Raw genomic sequence first — 14,603 nt, 5'->3', positions numbered from 1 at the left:
TGCTCGGTCCCCGGAATGACGTTAGTGGGTTGAACTTCGTACCCGCGCGATCGTCTCACGCACGCCGATCCAGGCCGGCTTGTCGGGTGCGAACTGCTTGCGCAAAAACGTCACGAGTTCCTCGACCTGCGCATCGCTCATGCCGTTCCTGAACGCGGGCATGTAGCCGAGATCGCTGGAGACTGGCTCGGAGATGCCGTGCAGGATCACCTGCACGAGATTGTCCGCCTTCGTGCTGTGAATGTTGCTGTTGAGCGCGAGCGAAGGCCGGCTGCCGAACAGCGGCAGGCCGCCGACCTCGTGGCAGACGGCGCAGGCGCCCTGATAGAGGCGCGCGCCGGTGGAAGAGGCGACGGTGACCTGCGTTGCGCTCTCGAGCTTTGCCGCGAGTGCTTCCTGTGCGTGCCGGTCGGTCGCGGCGTCGTTGAACGAGTTGAGATAGACTGCCATCGCACGGATGTCCTGATCGGGCAGAGCCTTGAGGTCCCGGACGATCGGCGCCATCGGACCGGCCGCTACGCCGTGATAGCGCGAATGGCCGGTGCGCAGATAAGCGAAAAGCTCATCCTCGCTCCACGGGATCGGTGCCTGCGAGACCGAGGTTAGCGCCGGCGCCTCCCACCCTTCGGCAAAGCCGCCGGCGAGATAGGCTTCGCGCTGCTCGGCGCCGAGCGCGTTGCGGGGCGAATGGCAGGCGCTGCAATGGCCGAGGCTCTCGACCAGGTAGGCGCCGCGATTCCAAAGCTCGGACTTGGCGGGATCGGGCTTGAACTCGCGCGTCTGGTGGAACAGCGCGTTCCAGCCCGCGAGCAGCGGGCGAAGATTGAATGGAAATGCGAGCGCATTCGCCGGCGGCGTCGCGCGTACTACGGGTTGCGCCATCAGATAGGCGTAGAGCGCCTGCATGTCGGCGTCGCTGGTCTTCGCAAAATGCGTGTAGGGGAAGGCAGGATAGAGCTGCCGACCATCGCGATGCAGCCCATCGCGCATGGCGCGCTCGAAGGCGGGATAGGACCAGGCGCCGATGCCGGTCTCGACGTCGGGCGTGATGTTGGTCGCGAAGATCGTGCCGAACGGTGTCTGGAGCGCACGGCCGCCGGCGTTGAGCGCGCCGCCGGTGGAGGTGTGGCACTCCGCGCAATTGCCGAGCGCAGCAAGCAGCTCTCCGCGCGCGATCGTCGCCGCGGAGTAGACCGATGCGTCGGGGCGCGCGATGGGTGCAATCGCACGGCCCGGCAGCAGCGCCGCGCCGACGCCGATTGCAGCAGTGCAGAGAGCTGCAATGGTCGCGAAGACGCCGGCGCGCTTTGCGAACGGGTTTTGCCAGATGCGGGCCGGCGGCGACGCCGCGGGAGCGGGCAGGGCCTGTGGTGTCGCCGCCGCATCGCCGTGCAGCCCTTTCAGGATGCGCTCGGGCGTGAACGGAGGCTCGCGAAAGCGCACGCCGGTGGCATCGAAGATCGCATTGGCGATCGCCGCCGCGCTCGGCACCGAGGCGGATTCGCCCACGCCGAGCGGTGGTTGATCCTGACGCGGCAGCATCAGGACGTCGATCTTGGGCACGTCCGGGAACGGGATGATGGGATAGGCGCCCCATTCCCGCGCCGCCACCGCGCCGCGTTCGAACGACACTTCCTCCATCAGCGCGCGGCTGGTGGACTGGATGACGTTGCCATGGATCTGGTGGCGCACGCCGTCCGGATTGATCATCAGGCCGGAGTCCTGGCCCGCGACAACGCGCGTGACGCTGACATCGCCGGTCGCCTTGTTCACCGCGACGTCGGCGACCCAGGCCGACCACGCCGCGCCATAGCCGGGAAACTTGCTGTGGACATAAAGCGCATAGGCAAAGCCGCGCCCGTGCACGATCTCGCCGTCTTTCTCTTCGCGGACCGGCCGCGGCGTCCAGCCCGCGCGTTCGGCCACTGCATTGACCAGATCAAGGGCGCGCTGGTCCTTGAGATAGCGCAGGCGATATTCGATCGGATCGACGCCTGCCTCGGTCGCGGCCTCGTCGATATAGGATTCATGCGCAAAAGTGTTCGGCAGTGCCGAGACGCCGCGGAACCATGAGGCGCGCACGATCGGGGGCATGTCATGGGCGACGACACGCATGTGGTCGTAGTCGTAGGGCGGGATCGCGGTGCGGTCGCCCATCTGAAGCACGGCCGGATCGGACGAGATGCGGCCGGTCAACAGCAGCGCCAGAGTTGGCGCGGCGTTCGAGGGATAGCGCGTTGCGAGATCGTAACCGGCAATGCCGCCGTCGGCATCGAGCCCGCCGTTGACGTCGATGAGCTGAGCAGTGCCTTTGGGCTCCCAGGCGTGCTCCTGCTCGCGTGTCAATTGCACGCGCACGGGCCGGCCGACCGCGCGTGACAGCAGCAACGCGTCGGCGGTGACGTCGTCGGCACAATTGCGGCCGTAGCAGCCGGCGGCTTCCAGCCGGATCACCTCGATCTCGCTCTCGGGGCGTTCGATCAGGAGCGCAAGATCGCCGCGCAGCACGTGCGGGTTCTGCGTGCCCGACCAGACCCGGACATTGCCGTCGCTATAGTCGGCGACGGCACAGGACGGGCCGATCGAGGCATGCATCTGATACGGCCACACGTAAGTGCGCTGCATCGGTTTGGCCGCGCCCGATATCGCCTTGTCGACCTCGCCCTTGTCGATCAGCATGCGCGGCGTCGACGGATTGGCGCGCAGCGCGGTTTCGACGTCGGCAAGGTCGGCGAGAGTTGGCGTCGGCTTCCAGCTCACCTCGAGCCGCTCTGCCGCGCGGATCGCATTCTCCTCGCGCTCGGCGACAACGCCGACGAAATCGCCGATGTGCACCACCGCGATCAGGCCGGGAATGTCGCGTACCGAGGATTCATCGACCGCGAGCAGGCTGGTGCCGACGAACGGACCGGCATCGACGCCGGCATAGGGCGGCCGCACCACGCGGCCGTGCAGCATGCCCGGCACGCGGATGTCGTGCACGAAAGTCAGCTCGCCCGTGGCCTTGGCGGGCAGATCCACGCGCGGCGTCGACTGGCCGACGATCGTGTAGTCGCCGACAGGTTTGACCGCGGCATCGTCGGCAAGCTCGAGCCGGATCTCTTCGCCGCCGATCAGCTCGCCATAGCTGACGCTGCGGTTGTCGTGTCCGCGCACGAGGCCGTCCTCGATCCGCAACTCGGAGGCCGGCAGCTCCAGCCGCTCCGCCGCGCGCGCGACCAGGAAGTGTCGCGCTTGCGCTGCGGCCTTCCGCAGGGGCACGGCGGTGATCTGGATGGTTTCGCTGGCGATTGTCGCGCCCTGGTTCGGCACAACCGACGTGTCGCCGAGCACGACCACGACGCGCGCAAAGGAGACGTCGAGCTCTTCGGCGACGATCTGGCCCAGGGCGGTGCGGATGCCGGTGCCGAGATCGACATGGCCGTTATAGGCCGTGACCGCCCCGTCCGCGGTGATGCGAACGAAGGTCTCGGATGTGACCTCGTCCACGGTGCGGGCGACGACGAGCGAGCCCGATGACCGCTCAGCTCCGTTCGAAACAGTGGAGGCCATCAGTCCACGGCCTCGGCGAGCTGGCCGGATGCCCGCATTACCGCGCGCAGGATCTCGACATGGGTGCCGCAGCGGCAGAGATTGTAGCGCAGCGCCGCCAGCGCCTCCTGTTCGGTCGGCCGCGGATTGATCGCGAGCAGCGCCTTGGTGGTCATGATCATGCCGTTGAGGCAATAGCCGCATTGTGCGGCCTGCTCGTCGATGAAGGCCTGTTGCACCACATCGGGCTTGTCGCGGGTGCCGAGTCCTTCGAGCGTCACGATGTCGCGGCCGGCGCAGCCGCTCACTGGAATCACACAGGAGCGTGCCGCCGCGCCGTCGATCAGGACAGTACAGGTGCCACATTCGCCGAGGCCGCAACCATATTTTGGGCCATTGAGCGCGAGCTCGTTGCGCAGCACATAGAGCAGCGGCGTGTCCCGTGCTGCCGTGACCTCGTGGATCCTGCCGTTCACGGTGAGGCGGATCGGTGTCTTCGTCATCCTCGTTCCCAAGCGCGCGTAACTCTACCGTGGCGAACGATACCGTTTGTACACAAACGTGCAAGCGGTGCATCCCGCACTGCAGCGTGGTTGCCTTCTTTGTGGACAGAGCCGATAGGCAAATGAGGTTTTATGCGGCAGTCGCATCTTTTGCGTTGCACCGCCGCTTGACAGCGCCAGGGGACCGCGCGCAACATTGTTCGTGTACGAACGATAACCGCAGTGGCCGCCGGCTCCGACATGGTGATTGAAACGACGAGCGCCGTCATCGACAAGATCCGCTGCGATGCTTGTCCGGTGATGTGCTACATCAAGCCGGGCGCAGCGGGTGCCTGCGACCGCTACGCCAATCACGACGGCAAGCTCGTCCGTGTCGATCCGCATGTGATCCTGGAGCGCACCGTTTCTCATGGCGGCAAGCTCGTTCCTTTCAGTCGCACCGAGGACTGGGACGGCAAGATCGTCCACGAACCCTCGACCTTCGTGACCGCGATCGGCGCGGGCACGACCTATCCCGACTACAAGCCGGCGCCGTTCATCGTCTCCGCTGAGGTCGACGGCGTCGACATGGTGACCGTGGTCACCGAGGGCATCTTCTCCTATTGTGGGATCAAGGTGAAGATCGACACCGATCGCTATCTTGGTCCGGAGACCGCGACCGTTCGCGCGCAGGGCGAGGCGGTTGGCCACGTCACGACCAGCGAATATGGCTCGCAGATGCTGTCGCTCGGCGGCGTGCATCATCTCACCGGTGGCTCCAAGAAGGAAGGCCGCGTCACCTGCGACACGCTGATGGACCTTGCCAACTGCAAGGCGGTCGAGCTCACCATTGACGGTGGCGCCACCGTGGTGGTGCAGGCCGGGCAGCCGCCGATCGTCAACGGCATGAAAGAAGAGCGCATGCGCGTCGGCTGCGGCTCGGCGACGATCGGCATGTTCGCCAAGCAATGGCACGGCAAGGTCGACGAGGTGGTCGTGGTCGACGACCACATCACCGGCGTGCTCTCGGAGCATCAGGCCGGCAAGCTTCTCGACATCGCCGACACCGGCATCAAGATGAAGGGACGGCGCTCGACGCCCGGCCGCTATTTCCAGGTCGCCGATCCCGGCACGGGCTGGGGCGGCACCAACATTTCCGATCCCTTGTCGATCCTCGGGCCGTTCGATGCCAAGGAAGCGAAGCCCGGTCTGACCATGCTGATGGTCTCCACCACGGGCGAGCATTCGTCGTATTACGTGCTCGACGAAGCCTTGAAACCGATCGAGACCGAGATGCCTGCCGAGTTGAGATTCTCGGTCGAGCGGATCCAGGAAAACTGCGAGCCCGCGCTGTGCACGGTGCTGTTCATGGCCGGCGCCGGCGGCTCGCTGCGTGCCGGTGTCACCGACAATCCGGTGCGACTGACGCGCTCGGTGAAGGATGCGCTGACGCGCGTCACCAGCGGCGGCGCGCCTGTCTATGTCTGGCCCGGTGGCGGCATCACCTACATGGTCGACGTGACGCAGATGCCGTCAGGCGCGTTCGGTTATGTGCCGACGCCGGCGCTGGTCGCGCCGATCGAGTTCACGATGACGCTGTCCGACTATGCCGCGCTCGGCGGCCACATGGACTATGTGAAGCCGCTCTCCGAGGTGCAGAATGGCGACGATGTCCGCCAGTTGCCCTGGCATCACCCGATTCCGGGGCGCCGGACATGACGAGGCGCCCGCAAATCGCATTGCTGTCTGATGGCCGGCGGCTGCATTTGCAGGATGGACCGATTGATCTGATCGTGGAGGCGAGGGGACGTGCGGACGACGTGCGCGCGGCCTATGAGGCTGCGGCGCGCCGGTTCACCGGGCTTCTCGACGAGCTATGCGCGGAACTGACTGAGCTGCGTGCGGATGCTGCGACGCGGACTTCGCTGACCGGCGCCGTCGCGCGTCGTATGCACGCCGCTGTCGCGCCCTATGCCGCCGATTGCTTCATCACGCCGATGGCGGCTGTTGCCGGCGGCGTGGCCGAGGAGATTCTGGGGGCGATGCTGCGCGCTGCGGCGCTCGATCGGGCTTACGTCAACAATGGTGGCGACATCGCGCTTCATCTCGAAGCGGACGCGCATTTTTCGGTCGGCCTGATGGACCGGCCCGACCGCGACGGCGTGATGCGGACGATGAGGATCGATGCGGATGACCCTGTGCGGGGCGTCGCGACCAGCGGCCGGCACGGCCGCAGCTTTTCGCTCGGGATCGCCGATGCCGTGACAGTGCTGGCCGCAACCGCTTCGCAGGCCGATGCGGCCGCGACCGTGATCGCCGATGCCGTCGATCTACCGGGGCATCCCGCAATCAGCCGAAAGCCTGCGAACGAGCTTCAGCCCGACAGCGATCTCGGCGCGCGGCTCGTGACGCGCGATGTCGGCGAACTGTCTCACGATGAGATCGCCGCCGCGCTCGAATCTGGCGCGGAATGTGCACGACAATTATTCGATCGTCGGCTGATCGAGGGTGCGGTGCTGCAGCTTTGTGGTGATATGCTTGTCATCGGACCGAAAGATATTGTGCGGCCAGGATCGCGCCCGCGTCAGCTGGAGAACGCGGTTCATGCCTGAACAGGGAAGAGCCTGAGGACACAATCATGAGCGCGATCATCCGCAAGATCGTCACCGTCGTCGAAGAGACGCAGATGGAGATGGGCCGGCAGGTGTCGCCGCCGACGCGGCGTGCGGCTGCGATCGCCGTCATCGAGAATCCCTTCGCCGGAAAATACGTCGAGGATCTCTCGCCGCTGATCGCGATCGGCGAGGAGCTGGGCGAGCTCTTGTCGAAGCGCGCGGTGGCCGCGCTCGGCATCGACGGCGCCAAGGCGCAGAGCTACGGCAAGGCCGCGGCCGTCGGCGAGAATGGCGAGCTGGAGCATGCCGCCGCCATCCTCCACCCCAAGATGGGAGCGCCGGTGCGCAAAGTGCTGGGCAAGGGCGCCGCCCTGATCCCGTCCTCGAAGAAGCGTAGCGGCCCGGGCACGACGCTGGACATTCCGCTCGGGCACAAGGATGCTGCCTTCGTGCGCAGTCATTTCGACGGCATGGAAGTGCAGATCAACGATGCACCGCGCGCCAACGAGATCATGGTCGCGGTCGCCGTCACCGACAGCGGCCGTCCGCTGCCGCGCGTCGGCGGGCTCACGGTTGCGGAGATCAAGGGCGAAGACGGTCTGAGATAGAGCATGATCCGGAAAAGTGCGAACCGGTTTTCCGATAAGATCATGCTCAAGAAGTAGATTTCAAACTGGAGGTTGGGATGCGAGCAAGAAATACTATCGTCGGCGCGGCCTTCGCGCTTCTGGCGGGCGGCATGGCTCATTCGGCCCTGGCGCAGGACATCAAGATCGGCGAGATCAACAGCTACTCGCTGCTGCCGGCGTTCACCGAGCCCTATCGCAAGGGCTGGCAGCTTGCGGTCGAGGAGATCAATGCGGCAGGCGGCATCAACGGCAAGAAGCTCGTCGTCATTTCCAAGGATGATGGCGGCAAGCCGGCCGACGCGCAGACCGCGGCTAACGAGCTCGTCTCGAGCGAGGGCGTTGCGATGCTCGCAGGCACGTTCCTGTCGAACATCGGTCTTGCGGTCTCTGACTTCGCCAACCAGAAGAAGGTGTTCTTCCTCGCGGCCGAGCCGCTCACGGACGCCATCACCTGGTCCAAGGGCAACAAATATACTTTCCGCCTGCGTCCCTCCAACTACATGCAGGCGGCGATGCTGGTGGAAGCCGCCAGCAAGCTGCCCGCAAAGCGCTGGGCCACGATCGCGCCGAACTACGAATACGGCCAGTCGGCGGTCGCCGTGTTCAAGAAGCTGATGTCGGAGAAGCGCCCCGACATCCAGTGGGTCGACGAGCAATGGCCGCCGCAGGGCAAGATCGACGCCGGCCCGGTGGTGCAGGCGGTTGCCGCAGCCAACCCGGAAGCGATCCTCAACGTCACCTTCGGCGCCGACCTCGTCAAGCTCGTGCGCGAAGGCAACACCCGCGGCCTGTTCAAGGGGCGCGAGGTCGTCTCCTTCCTCACCGGCGAGCCCGAATATCTCGATCCGCTCAAGGACGAGACGCCGGAGGGCTGGATCGTCACCGGCTATCCCTGGTACTCGATCAAGACGCCCGAGCATGACGCGTTCCTCAAGGCCTATCAGGCCAAATACAACGACTATCCGCGTCTCGGTTCGATCGTCGGCTACCAGACCATCAAGTCGGCCGCCGCCATTCTCGCGAAGGCCGGCTCGACCGATCCGGAGAAGCTGATTGCCGCGGCGGAAGGGCTGTCCATGCCGTCGCCGTTCGGCGAGATCACCTTCCGCAAGATCGACCACCAGTCCACGCTCGGTGCCTATGTTGGCAAGACCGCGCTGAAGGATGGCAAGGGCGTAATGGTGGACTCGTCCTACAAGAAGGGCGCGGACTATCTGCCCAGCGATGCCGAAGTCGCGAAGCTGCGGCCGAAGGATTAATCTCCGCTGCCGTAGGGTGGGTTAGCCCAGCGGACTTCGCGGAGCGCAGACCGCTTGGCGTAACCCACCACTTTCGGTGCCCCACAAAAAAGCTGGTGGGTTACGCTGCGCTAACCCACCCTACGATTTCAACGAACCCGGACCGCCGATGGCCTTTTATGTCGTACAGTTTCTGACCGGTCTCGCCAGCGCAGCGTCGCTGTTCCTGGTGGCGTCGGGCCTGTCGATCATCTTCGGCGTGACCCGGATCGTGAATTTCGCGCATGGCGCCTTCTACATGATCGGCGCCTACATCGCCTTCACGCTCACCGAGCGGCTTTCGGGCGCGTTTGGGTTCTGGGGCAGCATCGTGCTGGCCGCGCTGGCCGTGGCGGTGATCGGCGTGATCGTCGAGATGGTGCTGCTCCGCCGCATCTATCACGCGCCCGAATTGTTCCAGCTGCTCGCGACCTTCGGCCTGACGTTGATGGTCGAGGACCTCGTGGTGCTGATCTGGGGGCCCGACGATCTCGTCGGCCGCCGCGCGCCGGGCTTCAGGGGTGCCATCGATTTCTTCGGCCAGAACATTCCTAGCTATGATCTGTTTCTGATCGTGCTGGGACCCGTCGTGCTCGGCATTCTCTGGCTGCTGTTCCAGCGCACGCGATGGGGCGTGCTGGTGCGCGCGGCGACGCAGGACCGCGACATGGTCGCGGCGCTCGGCGTCAACCAGAAATGGCTGTTCACGTCGGTGTTCGCGGTCGGCGTCTTCCTCGCAGCCCTCGGCGGCGCGCTTCAGATCCCGCGCGATGCCGTGCATCACGCCATGGATCTGCGCATCATCGTCGAGGTGTTCGTCGTGGTCGTGATCGGCGGCCTCGGCAGCATCGTCGGTGCCTTCGTCGCGGCCGTGCTGGTCTCGGAGCTGAATGCCTTCGGCATCCTGATCTTCCCGAAGATCTCCATCATTCTGGTCTTCCTGGTGATGGCGGCGGTGCTGATCGTGCGGCCCTGGGGGCTGTTCGGCAAGCCGGAGGCGGCCGCGCGCAAGACACCTGGCCTCACCGTCAATCCCTGGCGGCCGCTGACGTCGAACGAACGGCTGGCGGCGCTTGCGGCGCTCGTCGTCGCAGCGATGCTGCCGCTGTTCGCGGGCAATTATCTGCTCACCGTGGGCTCGGAGATCGCAATCTTCGTGATCTTCGCGGTCAGCCTGCACTTCCTGATGTCGGTCGGCGGCCTCGCGTCCTTCGGCCATGCCGCCTATTTCGGGCTCGGCGCCTATGGCATCGCCTTCCTCGCCAAGATGGCGGGGCTGCCGATGATCGTGTGTCTGTTGCTCGGCCCGCTGCTCGGCTGCATGGGCGCCGCCGTGTTCGGCTTCTTCGCGGTGCAGCTCTCCGGCGTCTATTTCGCGATGCTGACGCTCGCCTTCGCGCAGATCGTCTGGTCGATCGCATTCCAATGGGTGAGCGTGACCGGCGGCGACAACGGCATTCTCGGCCTCTGGCCGTCGAGCTGGGCGGCGAGCCCGTCGCATTTCTACTGGCTTGCGCTCGGCGTCGCGGCGCTGGTGACCGTCGCGTTGCGGGCCATGGTGTTCTCGCCGTTCGGTTACGCGCTCCGTGCAACGCGCGACTCGCTTCTTCGCAGCGAAGCGATCGGCATCGATGCCAAGCGGATCCAGTGGACCGCTTTCGTGATTGCAGGCACGACCGCCGGCATCGGCGGGGCGCTGTTCGCCTACCTCAAGGGCAGCGTGTTCCCCGACAATCTCGGCATCTCGCTGTCGGTCGACGCGCTGGTCATGGTGCTGCTCGGCGGTGTCGAGACGGTGTCCGGTGCGGTGATCGGGGCCATCGTCTACAAGGCTTTGAACATCTGGCTGGTGAGCCAGACCGATCTGTCGAAGCTCGTGCTGGGCGGCTTCATTATGCTGATCGTCGTCGTCTTCCCGAAGGGCATCGTCGGCATGCTCGAGATGCTGGCGCAGCGCCGGCGAAAGTCTTCGCCGCCGGGCTCTCCCTTGCTTGCCAAGCCGATCGAGTCTGCCGAATGAGCGCCATACCCCCACTTCTCGCGGTCGAAGGCCTGACCAAATCCTATGGCGGCATCCATGCGGTGCGCGGCGTCTCGTTCTCGCTGCGTGCCGGCGAGATCCTGGCGCTGATCGGCCCGAACGGCGCGGGAAAAAGCACCTGCTTCGACATGCTCAACGGCCAGAACAAGCCTGATAGCGGCCATGTCCGCCTGCTCGGCGAAGAGATCACGGGCAGGAAGCCGCGTGAGGTCTGGCGGCTCGGCGTCGGGCGCACGTTCCAGATCACAGCAACCTTTGCCACCATGACCGTGCGTGAGAACGTCCAGGTCGCGCTGATTTCGCATGAGAAGCAGCTTTACAACCTCTGGGGCTCGGCGCCGAAGTTCGATCGCGGCGAGGCCGGCCGCCTGCTCGAGCTGGTCGGCATGGGCGGCTATGCCGACCGTCCCTGCGGCGAGCTTGCCTATGGCGATCTCAAGCGGCTCGAGCTTGCGGTCGCGCTCGCCAACCAGCCGAAGCTGTTGTTGATGGACGAGCCGACTGCCGGCATGGCGCCGCGCGAGCGCGTCGATTTGATGCGGCTGACCGCGAGCATCGCGCGGGAGAAGTCGATCGGCGTGCTCTTCACCGAGCACGACATGGACGTGGTGTTCGAGCATGCCGACCGCATCATCGTGCTCAACCGCGGGACGTTGATCGCCGAAGGGTCGCCGGCGGAGGTGCGCGGCAATCCGCAGGTGCAGGCGGTCTATCTCGGCGAGGGCCTCGTCTACGATGCCCGCCACCGCGAGGGAACATCGGCATGAAGCTCACGGTGCAAGACCTCAACAGCCATTATGGTCCGGCGCATATCCTGTTCGACATCGGCTTCGAGGTCGGTGAGGGCGAGGTGGTGGCACTGCTGGGACGCAACGGTGCCGGCAAGTCGACCACGTTCCGCTCGATCGTCGGCCTCGTCGCGCAGCGCTCCGGCCGCATCATGTTCGAAGGCAAGGATGTCTCGGCGAAGCCGACTCACGAGATCGTGCGCGAGGGGCTTGGCTACGTTCCGGAGGAGCGGCGCATCTTCACTGACCTGACCGTCGAGGAAAACCTCGAAGTCGGACGCCAGCCGAAGCGGCCGAACGCGCCGCATTGGACGCGCGAGAAGCTGTTCGCGCTGTTTCCGAACCTCGGCGAGATGAAGAACCGGCCGGGCGGCCGCATGAGCGGTGGCGAGCAGCAGATGCTGACCATCGCGCGCACGTTGATGGGCAATCCCTCGCTGGTGCTGCTGGACGAACCCTCGGAGGGCCTGTCGCCGAAGATCGTGGAGCAGATGGTCGATGCCATCCTGACCATGAAGAAGGAGGGCGTCAGCATCGTCGTTTCCGAGCAGAACCTGCATTTCGCGCGATTGATCTCCGACCGCGCCTACATCATCGAGCGTGGCCGGATCTGCTTCGGCGGCACCATGGCCGAGCTCGATGCGCGTCCGGATATCCGCGACGCGCATCTGTCGTTGTAAGGGAAGGGCTGCGAACGGATGGCGAGAAGCGTTGCGGCCAAGAAGAGCGTCAAGCCGGCCAAGTCGTTACAGAAACCCCCTTACGTCCTCGACGAGCAGGTCGGCTTCATCCTGCGCCAGGTCTGGCAGCGCCACAGCTCGATTTTCTCGCGCGATATCGGCACCAACCTGACGCCGACACAATGGGCGGCATTGTCGAAACTGGCCGAGACCGGGCCGTGCTCGCAGAACCAGCTTGGGCGCCTCACGGCGATGGATGTCGCGACCATCAAGGGTGTGATCGATCGCCTCACCGCGCGCGGCCTGACCGAGACCAGCCAGGATCCCGACGACGGGCGGCGGCTCCTGGTCAGCCTGACGCGTGCGGGTCAGCAGCTTGCGGAGAAGCTGGCCCCCAATGCGCTTGCGATCACGCGCGAGACGCTGGCGCCGCTCGACGCGAGGGAGCGCGAGACGCTGATGGCGCTGTTGAACAAGCTGCGGTAGCGAAGACGACAGAAGATCAGGTTTTGCCCGGCCACTTGGCGCGGTAGCGGATTTCGCTGCCATCGTTGAGGCGCCGCCACGTTCCGAATTCCGGCGTATGCGGCGCCCGGGCCGACAATCCAATCGGGTAGATTCGGGTCGGCTGGCCCTGAATGTTCACGCCGAGTTGCCGGTGCGAGGTTCGAAAGGCGAGTTCGACTTCGCCTGCGATGACGGACTGGTCGCCGTCGCGATAGAAGGCGGCCGGGGTCACTTCGCCGGGCATGGTGTTGAGGTCGGTTTGCAATTCGATGGTGATGCCCTGCGCTGATGTCGGCACCGTCACCCCCGCCGGAAAACGGACCTCGAACACGAGAAGAGGATTGGCCGCGTTCGGATTGAGCCACGGCGTCGCGGTCACATAGGCGTAAGCGAGGTAAGTGGCGGCAGCCGTGACGCAGAAGAGGGCGACGATGCCAAGGGACTTCAGGCTGGTGCGTGCGACGCTTCCGTTGCCTGCGTCCCCGCCTGGACGCGTCACCAGCCAGCTGGCGAGCACCGCGCCGGCGATCGCGCCGATGGGGGAGTACACGAACAGTCCCAACAGACCCGATGTGATCGGGTCCGCCCGGTTGCCAAAATCGAGCAGGGAGAACACGAGAAAGATCGCGGCGTAGCCCGCCACCGCGCCGGCGGCGCCAGCGGCAATCCGCGACGAACTCTTCATGATTTCCTCGACGCTCCAGCAATGCACGGCCCTTGCCGCCCTGCTCGGATTAGACGCAGCGGGGAGGAGACTTGTTCAATGCCTTCGATGGGCCAAGCTAAGCGTCGCGCTCCGGCTGCGTCACTTCGCCACCACCTCCGGCACCTTCCCGGCAGGCGGCGTGTTGCGGCTGCGTTGTGTTCGCACGATGCCGTCGATGATGGTCATGCCGATGCCGGGGAGGTCGCCGAGCTGGACGCTCTCCAGGATGTTCTTGCCGGGCGAGTGCTGGGCCTTGTCCATGATGACGAAGTCGGCGGAACGGCCGACCTCGATCAGGCCGCAATCGAGCTGTCGCATCCGCGCGGTGTTGCCGGTGGCAAGGCAGAACGCGATCTCGGCCGGCAGATCGCCGAGCGAGGACAGCATCGAGACCATGCGCAAAATGCCGAGCGGCTGCACACCGGAGCCGGCGGGCGCATCGGTGCCGAGGATGACGCGATGCAGGTCGCCCATCTCGCGCGCAGTGCGCAGCGTGAACAGGGCCGAGCGCTCATTGCCGTTGTGCACGAGCTCGAGGCCGCGCTTGCAGCCCTCGCAGATGCAGCGGATCTGGTCGTCGGGCAGCGCGGTGTGGCCGCCGTTGATGTGGCCAACCACATCGGTGTCGGCCTCCAGCACCACGTCCTTGTCGATCAAGCCGGAGCCGGGGATGGAGGGGCCACCGGTGTGGATCGTGCTCTGGATGCCGTATTTGCGGGCCCAGCCGACCATCTTCCGCGCTGTCGGGCCGTCCTTGACGCCGCCGAGGCCGACTTCGCCGAGCAGCTTGACGCCGTTGGCAGCCATCTCCTTGAAATCCTCCTCGACCATCTCGCATTCGATCACCGGCGCGCCGGCGTGAACCTTCACGCCGCCGGGACGAAGGGTCCAGAACGCGCGCTGGGCGAACACGGCCATCGCCTTGAGGCCGACGACGTCGCGGGGCCGGCCGGGCATGTGAACTTCGCCCGCGGAGATCATGGTGGTGACGCCGCCATGGAGATAGCTGTCGATCCAGTTGATCTGGTTCTGGCGCGGCGTCCAGTCGCCGGCGACGGGGTGGACGTGACTGTCGATCAGGCCTGGCGCCACCGTGGTGCCCTGGGCATCGACGATGGTGGTCGCGCCTTCGACGTTGCAGTCCTTGAAGCGGCCGATCGCGGTGATCTTGCCGTTCTCGGCGACGATGGTGTCGCCGTCCAGGATCGGCTTTTCCAGGGCGCCGGACAGGATCAGGCCGATATTGCGGATCACCAGCTTCGAGGGTCCGGTGGCCTGGGGTGCGTCATGCGCCATGGAAAGGGCTCCTTATTCCTAACTGCAACGCTTCCGATCTTGGGCAGCCTT

At 65.5% G+C, this 14,603-nt stretch carries 12 protein-coding genes; 8 read left to right on the top strand and 4 right to left on the bottom strand.

Annotation, left to right across the window (positions count from 1 at the left end; translation table 11 throughout):
• Nucleotides 1–21: 21 nt before the first annotated feature.
• Together EDE08_RS36900 and EDE08_RS36895 are read right to left on the bottom strand one after the other, a co-directional pair.
• Nucleotides 22–3,552 carry a molybdopterin cofactor-binding domain-containing protein gene (locus tag EDE08_RS36900; RefSeq protein WP_131874541.1) on the bottom strand — a complete coding sequence of 1,177 codons (3,531 nt, stop codon included), beginning with the start codon at nucleotides 3,550–3,552 and terminating at the stop codon, nucleotides 22–24.
• Entirely contained in the window at nucleotides 3,552–4,034 is a 483-nt protein-coding gene (locus EDE08_RS36895) for a (2Fe-2S)-binding protein (RefSeq protein WP_131874540.1), read from the bottom strand. Before EDE08_RS36895 ends, EDE08_RS36900 begins: the two co-directional genes overlap by 1 nt.
• 240 nt (nucleotides 4,035–4,274) lie before the next feature.
• Here EDE08_RS36895 and EDE08_RS36890 point away from each other — a divergent pair, with 240 nt between their 5' ends.
• The 8 genes from EDE08_RS36890 to EDE08_RS36855 all read left to right on the top strand — a co-directional run bounded on the left by EDE08_RS36890 (nucleotide 4,275) and on the right by EDE08_RS36855 (nucleotide 12,529).
• On the top strand, nucleotides 4,275–5,732 hold the full coding sequence (locus tag EDE08_RS36890) for a 6-hydroxynicotinate reductase (protein ID WP_131874570.1): 1,458 nt from the start codon (nucleotides 4,275–4,277) through the stop codon (nucleotides 5,730–5,732).
• Entirely contained in the window at nucleotides 5,729–6,625 is an 897-nt protein-coding gene (locus EDE08_RS36885) for a UPF0280 family protein (protein WP_131874539.1), read from the top strand. The genes EDE08_RS36890 and EDE08_RS36885 overlap by 4 nt, the downstream gene beginning before the upstream one ends.
• Before the next feature lie 26 nt (nucleotides 6,626–6,651).
• Nucleotides 6,652–7,236: an amino acid synthesis family protein gene (locus EDE08_RS36880; RefSeq protein ID WP_024338309.1), complete on the top strand. Its 585-nt coding sequence runs from the start codon at nucleotides 6,652–6,654 to the stop codon at nucleotides 7,234–7,236.
• A 77-nt stretch (nucleotides 7,237–7,313) separates the two neighbouring features.
• Nucleotides 7,314–8,516 (top strand): ABC transporter substrate-binding protein, encoded by a 1,203-nt coding sequence (locus EDE08_RS36875; RefSeq protein ID WP_131874538.1) that lies wholly within the window; start codon nucleotides 7,314–7,316, stop codon nucleotides 8,514–8,516.
• A 148-nt stretch (nucleotides 8,517–8,664) separates the two neighbouring features.
• Complete coding sequence (locus EDE08_RS36870; protein ID WP_131874537.1) at nucleotides 8,665–10,554, top strand: ABC transporter permease; 1,890 nt, start codon at nucleotides 8,665–8,667, stop codon at nucleotides 10,552–10,554.
• On the top strand, nucleotides 10,551–11,342 hold the full coding sequence (locus EDE08_RS36865; RefSeq protein WP_124158685.1) for an ABC transporter ATP-binding protein: 792 nt from the start codon (nucleotides 10,551–10,553) through the stop codon (nucleotides 11,340–11,342). Before EDE08_RS36870 ends, EDE08_RS36865 begins: the two co-directional genes overlap by 4 nt.
• Nucleotides 11,339–12,043 carry an ABC transporter ATP-binding protein gene (locus EDE08_RS36860; RefSeq protein WP_027571698.1) on the top strand — a complete coding sequence of 235 codons (705 nt, stop codon included), beginning with the start codon at nucleotides 11,339–11,341 and terminating at the stop codon, nucleotides 12,041–12,043. Before EDE08_RS36865 ends, EDE08_RS36860 begins: the two co-directional genes overlap by 4 nt.
• Before the next feature lie 18 nt (nucleotides 12,044–12,061).
• Nucleotides 12,062–12,529, top strand: coding sequence for a MarR family winged helix-turn-helix transcriptional regulator (locus EDE08_RS36855; RefSeq protein WP_131874536.1), 468 nt, complete (start codon nucleotides 12,062–12,064; stop codon nucleotides 12,527–12,529).
• 16 nt (nucleotides 12,530–12,545) lie between these two features.
• On the opposite strand, the gene EDE08_RS36850 is transcribed toward EDE08_RS36855, so the two are convergent.
• Both EDE08_RS36850 and EDE08_RS36845 read right to left on the bottom strand, forming a co-directional pair.
• A complete protein-coding gene (locus EDE08_RS36850; RefSeq protein WP_131874535.1) occupies nucleotides 12,546–13,235 on the bottom strand; it encodes a hypothetical protein in 690 nt (229 codons plus the stop codon).
• 120 nt (nucleotides 13,236–13,355) lie between these two features.
• Complete coding sequence (locus EDE08_RS36845) at nucleotides 13,356–14,552, bottom strand: amidohydrolase family protein (protein ID WP_028178544.1); 1,197 nt, start codon at nucleotides 14,550–14,552, stop codon at nucleotides 13,356–13,358.
• Nucleotides 14,553–14,603: the final 51 nt, after the last annotated feature.

Source organism: Bradyrhizobium sp. R2.2-H (assembly GCF_004346455.1).
GTDB classification, from domain to species: domain Bacteria; phylum Pseudomonadota; class Alphaproteobacteria; order Rhizobiales; family Xanthobacteraceae; genus Bradyrhizobium; species Bradyrhizobium diversitatis.
The sequence above is the reverse complement of the archived record's forward strand: the minus strand, read 5'-3'. Positions and strand labels throughout refer to the sequence as shown.